Annotated in this window: 4 protein-coding genes; 3 read left to right on the top strand and 1 reads right to left on the bottom strand. The window is 60.5% G+C overall.

From position 1 onward, the window contains the following. Positions 1-12 precede the first annotated feature (12 nt). Positions 13-1,167 (bottom strand): MFS transporter, encoded by a 1,155-nt coding sequence (locus tag IV493_RS05060; RefSeq protein ID WP_095706860.1) that lies wholly within the window; start codon positions 1,165-1,167, stop codon positions 13-15. Positions 1,168-1,905: 738 nt separating this feature from the next. Between IV493_RS05060 and IV493_RS05065 the strand changes: the two genes are divergently transcribed. From IV493_RS05065 to IV493_RS05075, 3 genes are all read left to right on the top strand, one after another. Continuing rightward, a complete protein-coding gene (locus IV493_RS05065) occupies positions 1,906-19,917 on the top strand; it encodes an Ig-like domain-containing protein (RefSeq protein WP_195857827.1) in 18,012 nt (6,003 codons plus the stop codon). Positions 19,918-20,262: 345 nt separating this feature from the next. Continuing rightward, positions 20,263-22,179 carry an Ig-like domain-containing protein gene (locus tag IV493_RS05070; protein WP_195857828.1) on the top strand — a complete coding sequence of 639 codons (1,917 nt, stop codon included), beginning with the start codon at positions 20,263-20,265 and terminating at the stop codon, positions 22,177-22,179. Between the two features lie 304 nt (positions 22,180-22,483). Further along, complete coding sequence (locus IV493_RS05075; protein ID WP_013358552.1) at positions 22,484-23,839, top strand: TolC family outer membrane protein; 1,356 nt, start codon at positions 22,484-22,486, stop codon at positions 23,837-23,839. Positions 23,840-23,854: the final 15 nt, after the last annotated feature.

Consider the following 23,854-nt stretch of genomic DNA (forward strand, 5'->3'; position numbering starts at 1 on the left):
CAGGTACCTGAATTATCGCGCAACTTTTCGCGCACTGGCGGCTACCGCTAACAGCAACAGCGCGATCATTAAAAATGCGCCGCTGAGGCTGATCCATTGCGAAATGAATCCGATTAAAGCCGGACCTGAGAGAATACCCGCATATCCCAGCGTTGTCATGGCAGAAATCGCCAGGTTCGCAGGCATATCCTGTTGATTCCCGGCAGCATTGAACAACATCGGCACCGTATTGGACAAACCAAAGCCCACCAGCAGAAATGCCAGCAGGGCGATCTCCGGCCACGGCAGCCAGACGGCCAGCGTCATACCCGCTGCGGCAGTCAGTGCGCCCGTCAGCATCACCGGATAGCGGCCAAAACGCTGGATGATCTTATCGCCGCTAAAACGGCCCAGCGTCATCGCTACTGAAAAGACCGCATAGCCCAGACCCGCATAAGCGGGTGACATCGCCGGATTCTGCAGCAACAGCAGTGCGCCCCAGTCCAGCACCGCCCCTTCCGCCAGGAACAGGATAAAGCAGAGCAGGCCAAGAAATGCGACCCAGCCGCGTGGGATCACTAGCCAGGGCTGATCGGGCTGATGCAGGCGCTGATTCATTAACACCGGCAGTCGCCACAGCAGCAGTAACAGCATCACGGCCATCACTACCAGGGTCGCGTGCAGCGGCGTAAACGCGCGGCTCAGCAACAGGCTCACCGTACCCGCTCCCAGAATCCCGCCCAGGCTGAAGAAGCCATGAAAGCCTGACATCATCGGTTTATCGGCAGCCTGCTCAACCTGCACCGCCTGATAATTCATCGCCACATCCAGCATGCCGAGCCCGGCACCAAACAGCATCAGCGCCGCTGCCATCACCAGATGAGAGTCAGCGGTGGCCAGCAGCGGCATCATAAGCAGCACTAACAGCGTGGAGAAGCCCATGACCCGACGGCAGCCAAACCGTGCCACCAGCGTGCCGGTCACCGGCATCGCGGCCAGCGAGCCAATTCCCAGGCAAAGCAGTAATGCGCCCAATGAGGCGCCGCTGAGCTGCAGACGATCGCGGGCAAAAGGCACCAGCGGTGCCCAGGCTGACATCCCTAAACCATTAATCAGAAAGATGGTGCGTGTGCCCCAGTTCAGGCGGCTCTGATACTTATGTTGTTGTGCAGCGTCCAGTGCAGTCATAGGTCAGATTCATCAAGGGTAAAGCGGAAAAGTGTAGCACTGGCCGTGAGTTCAGTGGCCGTTGCGCCTCTTATTAAAGTGGTGCAGCAACATCGTTTAAATGGCAAAACCGGGAGTTTACCGACTTTTGCTGCGCCGCGAATTTTTTCCAGAACTTTCCTGGTATGACCACCACTCACACGGCATGACTTAACTCAAATTTCAATGCTGCTTTTCAACAAGTTGCCACCCAAAAGGCGGAACAGGACCAGCCATAAATGATGGCTGAATCGCATAATTAACAAATTTATTTTTCCGGCCTCAGGTTTTTGAAAGGGTGGTTTTTTAACCAATTTGCATCATTTATGGAAACAGTCAGCAATAAATTGACATGAAAAAACAAGGGCAAAGCGAATTTTCCGAAAACTGAATTTCAGCTATGGCTAATGTAATAAAGATTAAATCATAATGAAATCTGTACATTGAAATTGATTTTTACCAGGGTTACGCTAAAAATTACTTTGTCAGAACCGTTACGTCTTGCGTCAGTCTGTACAACTAAATCTAACAATAATACTGCCATCTTCCGCTTCAACAGGGATGTGTGGTGCAGCTTTGCTTTGCCATTTCAACATACACCAGGTTGAGACGCCTTCTGTGATTCAGAAGGTGAAACTATGTGTGAAGGCCTTAAGCATGAAATAAATTTATGTTTATGGATTCAGTATATTAGCTAATCTGGTGGAATAGAGGTTACAAATGGCAGAACTCACGCAAGGCCGTGTAGACATTATCTCGCGCGAAAACGGCACGCTCCTCTCACAGACCGCTGGCGGTTCGTCACAATCCATCAACCTCACCGAGCCAAGCGTTGTGCGCATCAGCGGCACGCGCGACATGGTGACGCAGTTCGAGCGCCAGGGTAACGATCTCGTGCTGAAAATGCGTGACGGCAGCACGGTACGCTATCAGAAATTCTTCCTCGATGACGCCGAAGGCCAGCACAGCGAACTGGTGTTCGATGATGGGGTTAATCCACCGGAACATGCGCTCTTTCCCCAGACTGCCGAGGGCGCTGAACTCGCCTCCGGTTCGGTTACGCCCACCTATGAGTCACTCGACAGCGTAGAGCCGCTACTGCTGGCGGATAACACCAACACCTCAATGGGCGTGATCACCGCGGGCGGTCTGGGTGTGCTCGGCTTAGCCGGACTGGCCGTGGGTGTAGGTCGTGGTGGAGGCGGCGGTGGAGGGAATGGCGGCGGCAACGATGGCGGCACTGATCCCGGTACACCGGTTACGCCAGGGACGCCTGCCATCACCCTGAATGCATTCGCTGACGATGATGTACTGGATAACGCAGAAAAAAACACCGATCAGGTACTGAGCGGCACTACCAGCAATGTTGAAGCAGGTCAGATTGTTACCGTGACGCTGGGCGGCCAGACCTACAACGCCACCGTGGGTGCGGATGGCAGCTGGAGCGTTACAATCCCGGCTGCGGCGCTGGCAGGACTCGCCGCAGGCACCACCACCATCGACGTCAGCGTCACTAACGCAGCAGGCACGGTGGCCACCGGCAGCCTGCCGATTACCGTCGCCGCCGCCGATCCCGGCACGCCTGCGACGCCAGCTATCAGCCTGAACCCGTTTGCGGGCGATAACCTGCTGGATAACAGCGAAAAAACGACGCCACAAACGGTATCCGGATCTACCAGCAATGTTGAGGCGGGTCAGACAGTTACCGTCACACTGGGCGGCCAGACCTACAACGGCACTGTGGGTGCGGATGGCAGCTGGAGCGTTGCGATTCCGGCTGCGGCACTGGCGGGACTCGCCGCAGGCACTACCACCATAGGCGTCAGCGTCACTAACGCAGCAGGCACGGCGGCCACCGGCAGCCTGCCGATTACCGTCGCCGCCGCCGATCCCGGCACGCCTGCGACGCCAGTCATTAGCCTGAATCCGTTTGCGGGCGATAACCTGCTGGATAACAGCGAAAAAACCACGCCACAAACGCTGTCCGGCTCCACCGGCAATGTCGAAGCAGGGCAGATCGTTACCGTGACCCTGGGCGGCCAGAGCTACAGCGGCAGCGTAGCGGGCGACGGCAGCTGGAACATCACCGTGCCTGCCGATGCGCTGAGCGCGCTGGCCTCCGGCACCACCACCGTCACGGCAACGGTCACTAACCAGGCGGGAACCGCTGCCAGCGGCAGTCTGACTCTTACCGTAGAGGCACCGCTGACCCAGCCGGGGACGCCGGTCATCACCATCGACCAGTTTGCCGGGGATGATATCCTCAGCAATGCTGAGAAAAGCAGTGACCAGCTGCTGAGCGGCTCCACCACCAACGTTGAAGCCGGGCAGATTGTCACCATCACGCTGGGCGACCAGACCTATAGTGCGCTGGTGGATGCACAGGGCAACTGGAGCATCACGCTGTCGCCTGAACTGCTGAATGCGCTGGCCGCCGGGACGGTTGCCATTTCGGCGGTCGTCACCAGTCAGGCTGGCATTGAGGCCAGCGAAAACCGCGCTATCAGCGTCGATACGCCGGTGGTTACGGGCCCGCCAGCGGTCACCGTGGATGACTTTACCGGTGACAATCAGCTGAGTAACACGGAGAAAGCCACCGACCAGACGGTGACCGGCAGCACCAGTAACATCGAACCCGGGCAGCCGGTGACGGTGACGCTGGGCGGTCAGACTTACAGCGGCAGCGTGGACGCGCAGGGCAACTGGAGCGTCACATTGCCATCAGCAGCCCTGAGCGCACTGGCGGCAGGTGAAACCACCCTGACGGTTTCGGTCAGCAATGCTGCCGGTAACACCGTGACCGGCAGCCTGCCGATCAGCGTGGAAGCCCCAGTGACGCAGCCGGGCGAACCGACTGTGACCATCGGTCAGTTTGCCGGGGATGACATTCTCAGCAACGATGAAAAAGGGACGGCCCAGACACTCTCCGGCACGACCACCAATATCGAAGCGGGCCAGACGGTAACCGTCACCCTGGGGGGGCAGACTTATCTGGGCACCGTCGATGGCAGTGGAAACTGGAGTGTGATTATTCCGGCAGCCGCGCTGGGCAATCTGCCTGCGGGCTCGAATGCCATTGGCGTCACCGTCAGTAACGCCGTGGGCCTAACCACCAGCGAAACCCGCGATATTTCGGTGGATGCGCCGACAACAGAGCCAGGCGTACCGGCCCTGACCCTGAATGATTTCGCCGGTGATAACGATCTGAGCAACGATGAAAAGGCGGTTGATCAGCTCGTCAGCGGCACCACCAGTAATGTTGAAGCCGGACAGCTGGTGACGGTTACCCTGGGCGGCCAGACCTACAGCGCCAGCGTGCAGGCTGATGGCAGCTGGAGCGTCACCGTTCCGTCAGCTGCGCTCAACGCGCTGGCCGCCGGCACGACCACACTCACCGTTTCGGTCAGTAATGCGGCGGGCGATGTCGCAACTGCCGCGCAGCCAATCACCGTCGAAGCCCCTGCAACGCAGCCGGGTCAGGCCACCGTGACCATCGACGCCTTTGCCGGAGATGACATCCTCAGCAACAGCGAGAAAGCCAGCGACCAGTTGCTGAGCGGTACCACCACCAATATCCCCGAGGGGCAGCAGGTTACTGTTACGCTGAACGGAGAGACCTTCACCGCCACGGTCGGCGCAGATGGCAGCTGGAGCGTCACGATTCCGGCCAGCTCGCTGGCCGCGCTGACCGCCGGAAGTGCGACCCTGAACGCCACCGTTAACGATTCGCTCGGCACGCCAGTCAGCGAAACCCGCGACTTCCTCGTAGAGTCATCAGGCACCGCGCCAGGCACCCCGACATTAACCATCAATGCCTTTGCTGGCGATAACGTCCTGAGCAACGATGAGAAGCTGGATGCTCAGGCGGTCTCGGGCAGCACCACCAATGTCGAAGCCGGACAGATTGTCACGGTGACGCTGGGCGGCCAGAACTACAGCGGCACGGTCGGCGCCGATGGCAGCTGGAATATCGCGATTCCGGCCAACGATCTCCTTGCTCTGGCTTCGGGCGCTGCCTCGCTGGTCGTGACGGTCAGCAATGCGGCTGGCACGCCCGTCAGCGATACGCTGGCGATTACGGTAGAACCTCTGGTTACCGAGCCGGGCCAGCCGGTGATCACAATCAATCAGTTCGCGGGTGATGACGTCCTGAGTAACGACGAGAAAACCAGCGACCAGCTATTGAGCGGTACCACCACCAACGTTGAGGCGGGCCAGATTGTCACGGTCACGCTGGGTGATCAGACCTACAGCGCTACGGTTGGTGTGGATGGCAGCTGGAGCCTGAGCGTCCCTGCCAGCGCGCTGGCGGCACTGGCGGCGGGCAGTGCCACTATCGCGGCCACGGTCACCAGTCAGGCGGGGGGAACGGTAAGTGAAGATCGGGTGATCGCGGTGGAAGCGCCTGCGGAGCCGGGCACGCCGACAGTCACGATCGCCCTGTTTGCCGGTGATGATCTGGTGGATAATAGCGAGAAGGCCGTCGATCAGACGCTGTCCGGCAGCACCAGCAATGTGGAGGCGGGTCAGACGGTCACCATTACCCTGGGCGGTCAGAATTACAGTGCGCTGGTCAACCCGGACGGCAGCTGGAGCACGCAGATCCCATCTGCGGCGCTCAGTGCCCTGGCGGCAGGCACCACGGCCATCACGGTCAGCGTCACGTCGGTAGCCGGTGCCTTAGCCACCGACAGCCGTGACATTAACGTCGCGCCGGCAGCCGGTGAACCGGGTGTGATCACGATCAGTGAGCCTGTCAGCGTTGATGGTTTCCTTAACCTGCAGGAGCTGAACAGCGATCTGATCATCGGCGGCTCGGCGGTGGGCGTCAATCCGGGCCAGGCGGTGCAGCTTAACTTCAACGGCAACAATTACAGTGCGGTGGTGGGCAGCAACGGCTTCTGGAGCGTCACCGTTCCGGCTGGCGATCTCAGTGGCATCACCGACGGCGTGAAACTGATCTCGGTTACCGCAACTGACGCCAGTGGTGCGCTGCTGACCGACTCCGCTCAGCTGAATGTGGTCACCACCACGCTGCCACAGATCACGCTGGATGAGAGCGCGCTTACCGATGGCATTCTTAATCAGACAGAAGCGGGCAGCGATCTGCTCATCGGTGGCAGCACCGGTAAAGCGGTGGCGGGCCAGTTGGTCGAAGTACAACTCAACGGCAAAACTTACAGCACCACGGTCAATGACGACGGCAGCTGGAACCTGACACTGCCTGCCGCCGATCTCGCCTTACTGCCGCAGGGCGCTAACGGCCTGACCATTACCGCGATTGATGAGGCGGGCAACCGCGTGGACGAGACGCTGAACTTCAGCGTCGACACGCTGCCACCGAACCTGATTGTGGCGGAAGTCGCAGGTGGCGATGGCATTCTTAACAGCGCGGAAGTGGCAGCAGGTGTGCCGGTAAGCGGTTCAGCTGCGCTGCCGGGCGAGCTGGTAACGGTCTCGCTGAACAACGTCGTTTACAGCGCAACCGTGGATGGGCAGGGCAACTGGACGGTGGATCTGCCGCCAGCGGCGCTGCAGGCGCTGTCAGATGGCAGCAGCTATACGCTGGTGGTTACCCTGACCGACGCCAGCGGTAACATCGCGACCCAGTCGCAGACGCTGGCCGTCAGCACGCAGCCGCCGGTTGCCACCGTCACCGCACCGGGCGGGGATGGCGTTCTGACCAGCAATGAGCTCACGGAGCCGCTGGTGATCAGCGGAACCGGCACCGCGGGCGACAGTGTAGCGGTCGGGTTAAACGGTAAAACTTACGCTGCTATCGTGGACGAAAACGGTAACTGGAGTGCATCAGTTCCGATTGCCGATCTTGCCACGCTGAGCAACCAGACTTATCCGGTCACCGTGACCGTGACCGATCAGGCCGGTAACAGCAGCACGCAGGATACCGATCTACGGGTTGCTACCGAAGCGCCTGCTCTGACTCTGAACCCTCTGGACGCTGACGGCGTAATCAACATCAGCGACGCGCAGCAGCCGCTGATTGTCAGCGGAACCGGCGACGAAGGTGACATCATTCGTGTCACGCTCAATAACCTGACCTACAGCGCTGTAGTGGCACAGGGTGGCAACTGGAGTGTAACCGTTCCGGCTGCCGACCTGGCGGGTGTGCCCAACGGTACTCAGCTGGTATCTGTCGTCGCGACGGACGCGGATGGCAATACCACCCCAGCCAGCAGTTCACTGATTTTCGCGACCACGCCGCCACTGCTGGAGGTCTCGACGCCGGGCAGTGATGGTTATATCAACATCGCTGAACACACGCAGGATTTCACCATCGACGGGCGCGGGGGGACGCAGGGCGACACGGTGGCAGTGAGTTTCAATGGCGAAACCTACTCCGCCACGGTTGACACCAATGGCACATGGAGCGTGACGGTGCCCGCCGCCATCATCAGTCAGTTGGGCGATGCACTCTACCCGGTTGACGTGGTAATCAGCGATGCTTACGGCAACAGCACGACCGTCGCCTCCAGTGTCACGGTGCTGGCGGCAACGTCACCGGCGCTGACCATTGATCCTGTGACCGGCGATAATCTGGTCGACAGTGCGGAACAGCTCACTGACATTCTGGTCACCGGTAACGTCACCGGCGTACCGGCAGGCCAGCCGGTATTACTGACCATTAACGGTCAGTCTTACGACGGCGTAGTGCAGGCGAACGGAAGCTGGAGTGTGACCCTGCCCGCCGGATCGCTGGGTGCCGCGGGCGATAAAACCTTTACCGTGGCGATTACCGACGTGGCCGGAAATCCGGCGCTGCCTGCCCAGGGGCAGTTCACCGTGATCACGACCAACGTACCGTCGCTGTCGATTGCCCCGATCAGTGACGACAACGCACTCAACGTGCTGGATGCGCAGAGCGATCTGATCCTCAGCGGCGGTTCCGCAAACCTGCCAGCGAACAGCCCGATCAGCGTGACGCTGGTGCCCGGCGGCACCCTTTACAGCACTACAACCGATGAAAACGGTAGCTGGACTCTGACCGTGCCAGCCGCCGACCTGGCGAACCTGGCGCAGGGTAACACCACCGTTACCGTCACCTCAGGGGATGTACAGACCAGCCAGACGCTGCTGGTGGCAACGACGCCGCTGGCAGAACCCCAAATCAACACGCCTTTCACTGATGGCATTCTCAACACTGAGGAAGCCAGCACAGCGCAGACGCTGACCGGCTCCGTCCAGCCAGGCCAGGCCGTCAGCGTGACCCTGGGCGGCATCAGCTATCCGGCAACGGTAGCGGCAAATGGTGACTGGAGCGTCACGCTGCCGCCAGATGCGCTACAGGCCCTGGCGCAGGGCAGCAATCCCGTTACCGTGACAGTGAGCGATGTCGCGGGTAACAGCACCAGCATCAGCGCACCGCTGACGGTGGATACCGGAGTACCGGTGCTGACCGTTAACCCGATTGCCACCGATGGTATTATCAATGCGGCTGAAACAGCCAGCGATCTGACCGTCAGCGGCACCGTCGCCCCGGGCAGCAGCGTCAGTCTTGTGCTGAATGGTGAGACCTACAGCGCCACGGTCGCCGCGGATGGCAGCTGGACCGCCACCGTACCCGCTGCCGATCTGCAACAGCTGACTGATGGCCGTTACGATCTCAACGTGACCGTTACCAGCGTCAGTGGCAACGTTGCCACCACGCCATTGCCGGTCACCGTGGATACCACCGCACCCGACTTCAGCATTAATGCGCCCGCTGGCGATGGTGTGCTGAACATCGCGGAGCAGGCTGCTGGTTTCAGCTTCAGCGGCGCAGGCAGTGAAGGTGACCGCGTCAGCGTGACGCTGAATGGCGTCACTTATACCGGCACGGTTGATGCGGACGGAAACTGGGCGCTGGCCGTACCGCCTGCTGCGCTTGCCGGTCTGACCAACGGCACCAGCTATCCGGTGGTGGTCACCGTCACCGACGTGGCTGGCAACAGCAGCAGCCAGAACAGTGCGCTGACGGTTGCCACCACGCCGCCTCCGCTGGTGGTTGCGCCGGTCAGCGGGGACAACGCGCTGAACACCGCTGAACTGGCGGAGCCGCTGGTCGTCAGTGGCAGCGGTCAGAACGGCGACATTGTCACGGTCCAGCTCAATGACCAGCTCTACAGCACCACCGTCGGCGTGAATGGGCAGTGGACGCTGCAAATCGATGCTAATGATCTGGCGGCGCTGCCTCCGGGCACGAATCCGCTCACCGTTACCGAAATCAATGCTAACGGCAACCAGAGCAGCCAGGTGGTTGATCTCAATGTGGCAACCTCGCCGGACGTGCAGCCTGTGCTGACCGTCGACAGCAGCACCTTTGCCGGTGACGGTATCGTCACGGCCGCAGAACAGTTACAGCCGGTTACGGTGCGCGGCAGCAGCAGTAACGTCGAGGCGGGCCAGCAGGTCGTCATCACCCTGAACGGCACGGACTACAGCGGCGTGGTCGGGGCCAGCGGCAACTGGAGCATTACGCTGCCTGCGGGCGCACTGGCGGAACTGGGCGAGGGCAGCCAGACGCTGAACGTCAGCGTGATCAACGCCGTTGGCAATACCGCCACCAGCCCGCTTAACTTCACTGTGGACAACACGCTGCCATCGATCGCGCTGGCACCGATCGGCGACGACAACTACCTCAATGCCCAGGAGCTGGGCGGTGCCGTTGTGGTCAGCGGCAGCACCAGCGGCCTGCCTGAGGGCAGCATTATTACCGTGCTTGCCAACGGCACCACAGCCAGCACCAGCGTGGCGGCCGATGGAAGCTGGAGCCTGACCTTACCGGCTGGCACCTTTAACGGCGCAGCCGATGGCCCGCAGACGATTACCGCTACGGCCACCGACGGCAGCGGACAACAGCTTGCCACCAGCGACGCTACCCTGACGGTGGTGGCCAGTGCACTGCCGGTGGCCACCCCTGGCGTGGCCTTTGATGACGGTATTCTCAACGGCGACGAAGCCGTCAGCGGCGGCGTGATCACCGGTAACACCGGCGTACCTGGCGACGGCCAGACGGTTATCGTCACGCTGGGCGGCACTAACTACAGCGGCACGGTCGACGCAGCGGGTAACTGGCAGGTCGCGGTTCCGCCAGCGGCCCTCTCTGCGCTGCCACAGGGCACCACGCCTTACACCGTGGTGGTCAGTGATGTGGCAGGCAACAGCAGCCAGGCTGACGGCAGCCTGGTGGTGGATACCCTGCCACCGGTGCTGAACTTCATCACCCCCTCCGATGGCATTATCAATGCCGCTGAGAGTCAGCAGCCGCTGACGCTGACCGGCAGCAGTGAAGCCAATGCGCTGATTGTGGCCAGCTTCAACGGCATCAGCCTGAGCACCACCGCAGACGTCAACGGTAACTGGTCGCTGGATCTGCCCGCCACGGTTTATACCGGGCTGGGCAACGGCACCTATCCTCTGACCGTGACCGCCAGCGACGCAGCAGGCAATGCCACCACCACCAGCCGCGATCTGGCGCTGAAAGTGGAGGCGGGCACGCTGCCGACCCTGACGCTGGATGCCTTTGCCGGTAACAATGTGGTCGATGGTGCGGAACGCCTCACCGATCAACGTCTGACCGGCACCACCACCAACGTCGAAGCGGGCCAGCTGGTCACCGTCACCCTTGATGGCACGGTCTACAGCGCCGCCGTGCAGGCGAGCGGAGCATGGAGCCTGATCGTGCCAGCCGGTGCGCTGGCGGCAATTGCGGATGGCAGCGCCAGTTTCACCGTGGCGGTCAGCGACGTGGCGGGCAACACCACCACCACTAATCTCACCTTTGACGTTAATAGCAACGCGTCTGGCCTGGCGATGGATGCCATCAGTCAGGACAACTACCTGAATGCGCAGGAACTGGGTCAGCCGCTGATTGTTACCGGCACCTCAGCGAATGTGCCTGAAGGCAGTCTGGTCACGCTGCTGTTTAACAACATCAGCTACACCGCGCAGGTCTCGGCCAGTGGTCGCTGGAGCGTGATCGTTCCGGCTGAGTCACTGACGGCACTCGCCGACGGGCCTTACACCGTCACGGTCACCGCGACGGACAGCGGCGGGGCGACCCTCAGCAGCGAAGCCGCGCTCAGCGTGCTGGCGGCGCTGCCAGCACCGCAGATCGTCTCTGCTTTTGGCGATGGTCTGCTTAACAGCAGCGAAATCACCACGCCACAAACCCTGAGCGGCACCACAGGTGTGACAGGTGACGGCCAGACGGTGAGCGTGGTTCTCAACGGCGTGACCTACAACGGCACGGTCGACAGCAATGGCAACTGGCAGGTCAGCGTGCCTGCCTCCGCGCTGGCCGATCTGCCGGAGGAGACGCTTAACTACACCGTTAACGTGCAGGATGCGGCGGGTAACACCGGCAGCAGCCAGGGCAGTGTCACGGTCGATCTGACGCCACCAACCCTGTCGCTTGATCCGGTTGCGGGCGATAACAGCGTCAATATCGCCGAAAGCACCGCGCCGATTGTGCTCAGCGGTAGCAGTAATGCCGAAGCCGGTCAGCAGGTCACTCTTACTCTTAACAACCAGATCTGGACCACCACCGTGACCCAGGATGGTGACTGGAGCCTGACGCTGCCTGCGGGTGCCCTGGCAGGGATTCCGGCCGGTGCGTATACCCTGACCGTGACGGTCAGTGATGCGGCGGGCAATACGGTTACTGAAACGCGTGAAATCACCGTCGCAACCGGTGCCCTGTCGGTCAGCATTAATACCCCGTTTGGCGATGGCTACCTTAGCCAGGCTGAAACGGCGATCAGTCAGACGCTGAGCGGCAGCACCGGCGTCGTGGGCGAGGGCCAGACCGTCAGCGTGACGCTGGGCGATAATGACTACACTGCCACAGTCGATGCGCAGGGCAACTGGACGCTGACCTTAACGCCAGCGCAGGTGCAGGAACTGGCTGAGGGCGTGACGACCCTGGTGGTCAATGCCAGCGATGCCGCCGGTAACAGCGGTTCGCTGACCAGCGCAGTTACCGTCGATCTCACCCCGCCTGCGTTAAGCATTAACCCTATCGGCGGTGACAACATCATCAATTCAGTTGAGGTGCTGGAAGCTGTTGCTATCAGCGGAACAGCCTCAGTTGCGGATGCCGGACAAACGGTCACGGTCAGTTTCCAGAATACCGATTACACCGCCCGGGTACTCTCTGATGGCACGTGGCAGGTGACCCTGCCTGCCGCTGTCGTGCAGGGGCTGGCGGATGGCAGCTATCCGGTCGATGTGACGATCAGAGATGCGGCGGGTAACCTGACCACGGCGACCCAGACGCTGACGCGTGATGCGGACAGCCTGAATCTGCCGACCCTGGCCATTGGGACAATCAGTGATGATAACTTCCTTAACCAGGCAGAGTCGCTGCAGGATCTGAGCATCGGAGGCACCAGCACCAATCTGGTGGAAGGCCAGCTGGTAACGGTAACGCTGAACGCCATTCAGTACAGCGGCACGGTGGCCGCAGATGGCAGCTGGACCGTGACCGTGCCGGCCGCCGATCTGGGCAATCTGCCGGATGGCGATCAGCTGCTGGTCGTCGTCTCAGCGGATACCTCTGGCAACCCGGCCAGTGCCAGCGCCAGTCTGGTCGTGCTGGCCAGCGCGCTGGTTCAGCCAACACTGACCCTGAACGTGGTGGCAGGCGATGATGTGATCAATGCTACTGAGGCCGCTGCGGATGTCGCTGTCAGCGGTGGCAGCACCCTGCTGGCGGCAGGAACGCCGGTAACCGTGTCGTTTAACGGTACTGATTACAGCACCACGATTGATGCTGACGGCAACTGGACGGTGACGGTACCGTCTGCAGCCTTCATCAACGTTGCGCCGGGCAGCACGCAGACCTTTACCGTCACCGCCAGTGATGTCGCCGGTAACCCGGCGGTCGCCACGCAGGAGGTAAGCTTCAGTACCACACCGCCTGTGCTGACGGATATTACGGTCAATGCGGGTGACACGCTAAACCTGGCGGAGTCGCTGCAGGATCTCACTATCAACGGCACCACCACGGGCGCACTGCCGGTGACGGTGACGCTGAATAACGTCAGCTATACCACCACGGCGGATGCGGACGGGAACTGGACCCTCACCATTCCCACAGCCGATGTGCAGCAGCTGGCAGATGGCCCTAACGCCATCACCGTGTCGGTCACTGACGCGGCGGGCAATGTCACTACCGACACCACCACCATACTGGATGTGGCGTTTAATACCCTGCCAGCGCTGACTCTGAACACGCCGTTTGGCGACGCGCTGGTCAGTGCAGCAGATGCCGCCGCGCCATTAACGCTGAGTGGTGACAGCACTAATCTGCCGGAAGGCAGCGTAGTGAATATTACCGTCGGCACACAGACTTTCAGCACCACGACCGATGCCAGCGGCAACTGGACGCTGAACCTGGCAGCGGGCGCACTGACGGGCCTGGACGATGGACTGACACAGGTGGTGGTCACCGCCACGGATGCGGCAGGAAATCCGGCGCAGGTTACCGCAGGCGTTGAAATCCTGCAGGCCCCGCCGGTTTCCGCCAACTTTGCTGCAACACAGTTCGGCGATAACGTGATTAACATCAGTGAAGCGGGTTCCGTTCAGCTGGTCACAGGCACGTCTAATCCTGTTGCGGGCCAGACCCTCAGCGTCACAGTCGGCGATGACAACATCCCGCTGTCGGTGACGGTTGATGCCAGTGGCAACTGGACGGCCAGCCTGACGCCGGAGGTGATCGCCAGCCTGGGTGCCGGTGAACACACGCTGACCCTCACCACCACGGATCGGGCCGGTAACAGCATCACAGAGACGCAGAACTTTGTCTCAGCGATTACCCCGATTGCCGCGCCAACGCTGGATACGCCATTTACGGATGGCCGTCTTAACGCGGCGGAAGCGGCAACGGATGGTATCCTGACCGGTACGGTCAACAGTGATGATCCGGCCTCGGTGGCGGTGACTATCAATGGCACCGTCTATGCCGCGACGCTCACTGCTGGCGGTGCAGGCTGGTCACTGACTCTGCCGCCTGCCGTATTGCAGTCACTGCCGGATGGCAACCTGCCGGTCAGCGTGACCGTTACCGACGTGAACGGCAACATCGGCACCACCAGTGGTTCGCTGCTGGTCGCCGTCAATACGCTGCCGGATGTCACGCTGATCCTGCCGTTTGGTGACGGTGCGCTGAACGCCACCGAAGCGGGAACAGAGCAAATCCTCAGTGGCACCACCGGCATTACCGGTGCAGGACAGACGGTATCGGTGCTGATCGCCGGCTTTAACGGCGACCAGCCGCTGGCCGCCACGGTGCAGAACGATGGCAGCTGGTCGCTGGCCCTGTCGCCAGCGCAGTTAGCCACCTTCACCAGCGGCACGCATACCATTACCGTGACCGCTACCGACATTGCGGGTAACAGTGACGTGACGGCCCTGAGTGTGGTAACCGAAGTGGCTGTGCCGGTGCCGACCTTCACGCCTGGCGCGTTTGGCGGCGATAACGTCCTGAACATCAGTGAAGCCGCGGCAGGGGTCACCCTGACCGGCACCACCGGCAGCGTGGGGGATAATCAGGCGGTCAGCATTACTGTTGATCTCAATGGCAGCCTCTATTCCGGCACGGTGGATGGCAACGGTAACTGGACCGTTGACCTTCCTGGTAACGCGCTGAGTTCTCTGGGTAACGGGACGCAAATCCTGACGGTTAACGTCGTGGATGCGGCGGGTAACAGCGCATCGGCGCAGCTGCCGTTCACCACCGATCTCAGCGCGCCGCAGCCTGGGGTCAATCCGCAATTCCTCGGTGATTATGTGAATAGCAGCGATGTTGCCGCAGGGATTACGCTGAGCGGTACCACCGGTGAGGCGGGCGCAAATCAGACGGTGCAGCTGACGCTGGGCGGCAACACTTACAGCGCCACAGTGGATGCGAATGGTAACTGGACGGTGCCGCTGACCCAGGCGCAGCTTTCAGCGCTGCCGGATGCTACCTATCCGGTTACCGTGACGGCCACCGATGCGGCAGGCAACAGCACGACGATTAACAGCTCACTGGTACTCGACACCACGCCACCGGTACTGACCACTAACGCCTTTGCCGGCGACAATGCACTGAACTACGCCGAGAGCATTCAGCCGCAGATCCTTAGCGGCACGGCAACGGGCGCAGAGACGGGTGCCGTGGTCACGGTCTCGCTGAATGCCACGACCCTCGGCACCGCCGTGGTTGACGGTAACGGCAACTGGAGCGTGACGCTGACGCCAGAGCAGATGGCCACCTTTGGCGCATCCACAACCCTGGCGCTGGCAGTGACTGACCTGGCAGGTAACACAGCCAATGATGAGGTTGTGCTTGCGGTTAACCTGACGCCACCGCCAGGCCCGCTGGTGACGCTGGGCACGGTTTCGGGCGACAACATCATCAGCACCCAGGATGTCGCGGGTGGCGTCGTCCTGAGCGGCACCTCGGCTAACCTTGGTGCAGGCGGGGTGGTGACGGTGTTGATCAACGGTCAGACCTACGCCACCACGCTGGATGGGTCAGGCAACTGGTCAACGGCTGCGTTGCCGGTCAGCGCCTTTGGCAATGCGGACGGCAGCGTCGCCATCACGGTGAATGCCACCGACGGCACGACCCCTGTCACCGTCAGCGGTAACGTGCTGATTGATCTGACGCCACCGGCCCTGACGATCAATGCCTTTGCGGGTGACAACCAGGTCAATGGTAATGAAAGCGCTACCAGCCAGACCATCAGCGGCACCACCGATGTCGGTGAAGCAGGCCGTACGGTGGTTGTGACCTTCAATAACCAGACGTACAGCGCAGTAGTGCAGAGTAACGGCAGCTGGTCCACCACCGTTCCTGCCAGCGCGATGCAGGCCCTGACCGATGGCAGTACGCCGGTGATCACCGCGCAGTTGTCAGATGTCGCCGGTAACGTGACGACTGTGACACAGCAGGTGACGGTGGATACCGCCGCGCCGCTGGTCCAGGTTGACGCGCTGGCGGGCGATAACGTGCTTAACGCCGCTGATCTGGCCGTCAGTCAGGTACTGACCGGCAGCGCGCAGGGCGCAGAAGGCCAGACCATCGGCCTCTACCTGGGCGATGCCGCGCCGATCGCTACCGCAACGGTGGGTGCAGATGGTCGCTGGAGCATTGATCTTGCACCGAATGTCCTGTCGGGTCTCACTGACGGCGCGCTGGTGTTTGGCGTGCGGGTCAATGACAGTGCAGGAAATCAGACCGACGCGACGCTGACGGTCAACAAAGTGGTTAACAGTGCGCTGACGCTGGTGGTTGATTCGGTATTCGGCGACGGCACGCTCAGTGCGCTGGATACCACGGTGGCGCAGACCATCTCCGGAACTGCGACGTCGGCTGGTGTCGGGGCCACGGTATCGGTGGTGCTGGGCGGCGCCACGCTCTCTGCTTCTGTGGGTCAGGATGGTAAATGGGCCATCTTGGTGCCACCTGCGGTGCTGGATCTGGTCACCGACGGCAATCTTGCGGTTAACGTTACCCTGACCGATGCGGCGGGCAACACCCGCACCGTGGGTGAAACCGTGACGGCGATTGTCGATACGGTGCCGGTGGTGGGCGTCCTCACCGGGCTGTTTGGCGGCGATAACCTGCTGAACATTGCGGAAGCGGCAGCCGGACAGCTGGTGGGTGGCGTAATCAGTAACGCGGCGGCAGGTTCCCAGGTGACGGTGACCTTCGGCAGTAAAACTTACAACACCACCGTACAGGCGGGCGGAGCATGGAGCGTTAGCCTGCCGGGCAGCGATCTCACCTCACTGCTGGATGGCAATCTGACGCTGGGCGTCAGCGTCCGGGATGCGGCGGGTAACGTCGCCTCGAATAGCGCGACGATCGGCATCTTTACCCAGACACCATCCATTTCCCTGACCTCTCTGTTTGGCGATGGCGTGCTGAATCTGGCTGATATCGCCACCGGCCAGGTGATCAGCGGGGTGGTGAACAACGTTGCGCAGGGCAGTGTGGTGACGCTTTCGGTGGGCAACAGCCAGCTGACCGCGACCGTGGGTGCGGGCGGTGCCTTCAGCGCTACGGTGACGCCGGATATCCTGGGCACCCTGGCGCAGGGCAACCTGACGGTCGGGGCGTCGGTAACGGATGCAGCGGGGAATACCGCCAGCACCAGCGCCGGTATTCGCGTCGATACGCTGCTGCCAACCATCACGGTAAATCCGCTGTTTGGTGACGGTCTGCTGAACGTGGCGGATGCGCTGGTCACGCAGGTGATTGGCGGCGTCGTCGGCGGTGCAGAAGCGGGATCGCGTGTCGTCGTATCGGTGGGTTCTCAGCAGTTTGTAACGGCAACTGATGCCAGCGGCAACTTTAACGTTTCACTGACGCCTGCGCTGCTGCAGGGCATTGCGGATGGCAATCTCACCGTCGGCGTCAGCGTCACTGACAGCGCCGGTAACACCAGCAGCACCACCGCCGGCGCGCTGGTGGGTATTCACAATCTGCCGAAGGTTACGCTCAATCCGTTGTTTGGTGATGGCGTGCTGAACCTGGCGGAATCGCTGGTGAGCCAGACTATCAGCGGCACGGTCTCCGGCGTGGCAGCGGGCAGCAGCGTCAGGCTGGCCATTGGCAACACAACGGCCACTGCGCTGGTCAACGCCGATGGCACGTTCTCCACCACCGTTTCGCCAGCCGTGCTCTCGACGCTGCTGAACGGTAACTTTACTGTCAGCGCGGCGGTCACTGACCTGGTCGGCAACGTCAGCAGCACCAGCGCAGGCGTGTCACTGGGACTGGTGCAGCCAACCCTGACGGTGAATACGGTATTCGGCGACGGGGTGCTGAGCGCAGCCGATCTGGCCTCGAACCAGACCCTGAGCGGGACCTCCAGCCTGTCAGCCGGCTCTACTGTCAGCGCCACGCTGAACGGCCTGACCTACACCACCAAAGTGGTAAGTGGCGGTAACTGGAGCATCAGCGTTCCGAAAGCGGATCTTGCCGCAATCACTGACGGCAGTAAAACCGTGACGGTGACCGGCACCGATGCCTACGGAAACGTGGCGAACAGCAGTGGAACACTGAGCGTTATCAGTCAGTCGACGCCTGTGGTCGCCATTACCTCACTGTTTGGTGACAATGCCCTCAGTGCAGCCGATGTCAAAACCGCGCAGACTATTTCAGGCACCGCCAGTAACGCCGAAGGATCGGTGGTACGCGTTACGCTGGGTGGCCAGACTTACAGCACCACGGTGAGCAGCAACGGCAACTGGAGTCTCTCTGTGCCAGCGGCTAACCTCGCTGCGATTGCGGATGGTCTGCAGACCGTGACGGCCAGCGTCATCAACGGCGCAGGCACCAACGGTTCCACCTCGGCGTCGCTGGGTGTGGTGAGTCACACCACGCCGACCGTCACTGTGAATAGTTTCTTTGGTGGCGATGGTTATCTCAATATTGCGGAAGCCAATACGGCTGAAACCATCAGAGGAACCAGCACCAACGCGGCGGGCGGCACCGTAACGGTTAACATGGCAGGTAATGTCCTCACCACGACCATCGGCGCGAATGGGGCATGGAGCATCAGCGTGCCGTCAGCGACGCTGAAAGGGATCGCAGATGGCAGCCATCCGCTGACCGTCACGGTGACGGATATTGGGGGCAATACCGCGACCAGCACCAGCAGCTTTACTGCGCTGTCCCATAATCAGCCGTTGGTCGGGGTTGATCCGGTGCTTAGCATCGTCGGTTCTCTGCTTACCGGCCTGGTCGTGCAGGGGGGATCGCTGAATGCATCTCAGGGATCGAAAGTCAGCGTGACGCTGCTGCTCTCCAACGGCAGCAACGGACCGACGCTGAATACCACCACCGATGCCCTGGGGCGTTACGCGGTTAACTTCTCACCGTCACTGCTGTCGGTGGGTGGCCTGCTACTGTCGCTGAACACGCTGGCAAAAGTCTCCATCACTGACGTGGCCGGTAACAGCTATACCACTACCAATACCCTGTTGCTGGGTTCGGTGCTGCCGGTAACGCTGGCGGCCACCGAGTCGGTGGCACTTTTCTCGGTGGCGGATGACAGCGCCACCGTCGCCAGTGCCAGCGTGGAAACGCAGCATAACAGCAGCACCAGCAGCGACGATAACAGCGCCCATGTAGCCGTGGCCTCGACGCTGATTACCGAAGCGGATACGGTGACGCCGGTCAGCAGCAGTGAAACCGTGGTGGCCAGTGACACCGCTGTGGCGGCGGCACCGGCAGAGGAGGTGGGTTACACCATTGGCGGCGTCGTGATTACGCTGGCCGATGGCAGTACGGCAGAGGGCGCTTCGGTGACCGGCAGCAGCGGGGCGGATACCGTGACGGTCAGCGACCTTAACTTTACCCATATTGATGGCGGCGCAGGCACCGATACACTGGTGCTGAATGGTGAATATCTCAATCTGGATCTCACCGCGCTGGGCCTGAAAGTTGAACACATTGAAGTGCTCGATTTGGGTAAAACCGGCACCAACTCTGTGAAACTCGATCTCAATGAGGCACTTAATATTACGGACAAACAGAGTGATGATTTGCTGATCAAAGGCGCAGATGGCAGTCAGGTCACACTGGCGAACAGCAACGGCGGTATCTGGGAAGTGACCGGCGAGCGCACGGTGGAAGGCAGAGTCTTTGAGATCTACCACAACTCGGCGCTGAGCAGTGAGAACACCCTGGGTGATGTGCTGGTGCAGCAGAACCTGCAGGTCCACGTGGCGTAGTCACAGCAACGTCTGTCAGGTCGTTATGAGAAGCGGGTGCGGAAGCACCCGCTTTTTTTGTTTTAGTCACGTAATAATTTCACTTTCCAGATTATCGCCACTATTCATTAGCAGAATGAAAGATTAGGGTAAGCGCAGCAAACGGCGTGACGCCGTAAATCAGCATTCTGGCTCCATTTGTCGCTTTTATCAGCGTCTTCTTTCATCATCCCTGTTACCTGCGGGTAATCAGTTCCGACCAGCGGAAACGGGCAGCGTCAGCTGGCCCACTACCCATCGTCAGTCTTAACGTCCGGTTTATCCGGGCGTTTTGGTCTGCGTTTCTGTTCTGAACTGAGGTTACCTATGTCAACACGCGATACGCTTCGTTCCGTCCGGTTCGAATCCATTTTCCAGACGGCGGTGAGCGACTTTGCCGTCGCCGACAGCGCGCTGCCCGCCATTGCGCCAGTCGCAACGCAGAGTCTTAATCTGCCCGTCACCCCTCTCTCTGCGGAGTCTCCGCATAGCAGTCCGCTCAACTACAGTGCCCTGGCGGTCAGCGCGGTGGAAAGTTCGCCACCCGCTGCACTGCGCCCCTATGAACCGATTGCCAGAGATGGCGTCATTGCCGCCTGGGAGGCGCAAAAGCCGGTGCATCTGCGCGGCCGGGCTGAAGGCGAAGCGGGCTCAACGGTCACGCTGACGTTTAACGACCAGAGCTGGCACAGCACCGTTAACAAGTGGGGCTACTGGAACGCCTCCATGCCGGCTGATGCCCTGAAAGGCGTGCCGGATGGCAATCATAGCCTGGCGCTGACCATTACCGATAAAGCGGGCCACAGCACCACGACCGACGTCGATTTTGGTCTCTATGTTGATCGCACCATCAAACCGACCCTGACAGTAGACACGGTCAGTGGCGACAACGCGGTAAATATTGCTGAGAGCATTTACGGCGTTGAAATCAGCGGCAGCGCAACACACCTGCCGGCGGGGTCATTGCTGAAATTAACCCTGGGCACGCAGACCACCACTGCCCACATGGAAAGCGGCGGCAAGTGGTATGGCACTTTCCAGGAAAGCGATATGCAGGCGCTGCAGGATGGCGTCTACAGCCTCAAAGTGACGGCGACCGATCCGAATGGAAAAACCGTAACCGACTATCACGACCTGACGCTGATTACCCACCTGAGTAGCCTGCCAAAAATTACCTTTGATAAGATCACGTCGGACGACGTGATTAATCTGGCGGAAACCCAGCAGGATCTGCTGCTGAGCGGCACGCTCTCTACCGTGATGCCGGGTCACCGGCTGGTGATCACCGGTGCCAACCAGAAAGATTATGCTGCCACAATAGGCGAGGATGGCCACTGGCAGGTGGTGATCCCGGCGGCGGATGTGCACGACTTTATTAATATTGGCGAGATCCGCGCCTGGTCGATCGACGGGGCCAATAACTACACGGATGCCACGCATGAGCTGAATATCCACACCGGCTTTATTCCGATCTACACCGAAATGGATCTGGGCGATGACATGACGCTTAACTATCAGGAGGCGCAGCACGATCTGAGCTTCTACGTTGAGGGCTGCAACACGCTGGAGATCAACGGCAAAACCTACCAGCCCGATGCGCAGGGCATGGTGACGCTTACCTCCGGCGAGCTGATGGCGCTGCCGGATGGCCCGGTCGCTGCCACCTTCTATCGCCACGATGAGTATGGCAACAGCGACACGCAGAACCGGGACTCCCTCTTTACCGTGGCCGTGCATCAGCGGCCAACTCTGACGCTGGACACCGCCTTTGATGACAACAAAATTGATGCCGCCGATGTGAACAGCTGGCATCTGATCCAGGGCAGCTCCAGCCATCTGCAACCGGGCAGCCTGGTAGAATTAACGCTGGGCGATCAACACTACAGCGCCAGCGTAAAAGCGGATGGTGGCTGGGCACTGACCATTCTGGCCGGGGAGCTGGCGCCGCTGGATGATGGTGAGTACCAGATGACGGTCAGCGGTATAGACAGTGCCGGTAATCTGGCCACGGCCAGCCAGACGGTGCAGGTGGTATCGCATACCGAAACGGCCAGCCTGATGGCGGATCAGACGGTGGATAACCTGCTGGAAACCGTCACGCTGACCCAGCAGGCGGAGACCGCGCACGTGGCGCACGCCTCCACGGCTTCTGCCGTACCGCAGGAGAGTCATCTCTTCTCCGATGTTTCTTACACCCTTGCCGATCATCTGTTGCAGCATCCTGCGGCACAGCCGATAGTCTGACGCCAACACATTAGTAAAATCACTGCCTTCCGGACAGGTCTGTTAAGCCTGTCTGGATTGGTATGGATTCCTTTGTTGGTTGTTTTTCGTCCATGTAGGAGAAATATTAAAGAATTCATCTGTTTTTAGCAGGAATAAGCGCGGGATATGATCTAATAATGTTAAAGGTCGTTTAGCGTCCCGCCTGCGAACCATAAATAAAATAACGCAATAAAACGGTCTGGCTCTGAGATACACCCCTTTTTGCTCGCTTTGTTCACCAGGAAAAACACCATGATGATAAGAACCCCTGCTGGTATGGATAATGAACAAAGCGCGATTAACTTTTTTGTTGTGCGCCCTGAGTGGCGTGGCAGTGCCCGCGGCCTTTGCCGCACCGTTACCGAAAGCCGAATTTAACTGGCGCGCCGCGCCAACCGAAGAACAGATTGCCAGCTTAACGCTGCGCGACGCCATTCTCCGGGCCTTTGCCCGCAATCCGAAAATCTCGGAAGCGGCGGCACAGATCCACGTCGGTGAGGGGGATCTGGATGCCGCCCGCAGCGCCTGGTATCCGCAGATCTCACTGCAGGGTGCCGCGGGACGCTCTCACCAGACCGACTCAGCCGGCAGTCTGAACAATAATGGCTCCGGCGGTATCACGCTCAGTCAGCTGCTTTACGACTTTGGCCGCACCGGCAGCGCCATTGATGAACAGCATGCCCTGTCAGAGGCTTATCGTTTCGGCCTGTTCGATTCGATGACGACCGTGGCGGAAGATACGCTGCAGGCCTACCTCGAAGTCAAACGCTACCAGGCGCTGTCTGAAACGGCGCACACCAATATCGCCTCGCTGCAGCGGGTACGGGATATCGCAAAACTGCGTGCCGATGCCGGACTCAATTCCCAGTCAGATGTTTTGCAGGCGGAAACCCGCATCGCCGCGATGCAGGCCACGCTGGAGCAATATCGCGCCCAGCTGCGTTCTGCCACCGCGCAGCTGACCGTGCTGACCGGTGTCGTGCCCGCCACGCTGCCCGAACTGCCCCAGGCGTTGCTGAAACAGCAGATCACCCTCGACAAAATTGCCTATGAAAGCAGCGCCGCAGTACGCAGCGCGCAGTCTAAACAGGAAGCCGCCCGTGAGCGGGTGCGCCAGGCTCAGTCCGGGCACTGGCCGACCATCAAAGTGCAGGCAGGCCGGACCCGCTATGAAAACGATCGTTCGTCTTACTGGGATGATGAAGTGCAGCTGCAGGTGGAAGCGCCGCTTTATCAGGGCGGCATGGTGAATGCCAAAACTGAGTCAGCGGAGGGCGATCGCGAAGCGGCACAGGCTGCGGTGCAGCAGGCCAAACTTGCCATCAATCAGAACGCCTCGACTGCCTATGCCGACATGATCGGGGCACAGCAGCGGCAGGCCGCCGGAGAAGTGCAGCTGGCCAGCGCCGACCATACCCGTAATGTCTACGCCGATGAATATCGTCTGAGTAAGCGCAGCCTGAACGACCTGCTGAGCGTGGAACAGGATGTGTTTCAGGCCGACAGCTCACGTATCACCGCGCTTTACGATGGCTGGGACGCCACCGTGCGCTATGCCGCCGCGGTAGACAATCTGCTCGATATCATGGGTATCGATCGCCAGCAAAGCAGCGGCGATCTCCTTCCTTCGCTGCAATAGCGATAAGGCATAAAT

It is taken from the genome of Pantoea sp. SM3640 (genome assembly GCF_015654165.1).
In the GTDB taxonomy this organism is placed as follows: domain Bacteria; phylum Pseudomonadota; class Gammaproteobacteria; order Enterobacterales; family Enterobacteriaceae; genus Pantoea; species Pantoea vagans.

What these genes read in the sequence shown, in the direction of transcription:
- IV493_RS05060 (WP_095706860.1), bottom strand. Translation starts at nt 1,167, where the DNA reads ATGACTGCACTGGACGCTGCACAACAACATAAGTATCAGAGCCGCCTG.
- IV493_RS05065 (WP_195857827.1), top strand. Translation starts at nt 1,906, where the DNA reads ATGGCAGAACTCACGCAAGGCCGTGTAGACATTATCTCGCGCGAAAAC.
- IV493_RS05070 (WP_195857828.1), top strand. Translation starts at nt 20,263, where the DNA reads ATGTCAACACGCGATACGCTTCGTTCCGTCCGGTTCGAATCCATTTTC.
- IV493_RS05075 (WP_013358552.1), top strand. Translation starts at nt 22,484, where the DNA reads ATGAACAAAGCGCGATTAACTTTTTTGTTGTGCGCCCTGAGTGGCGTG.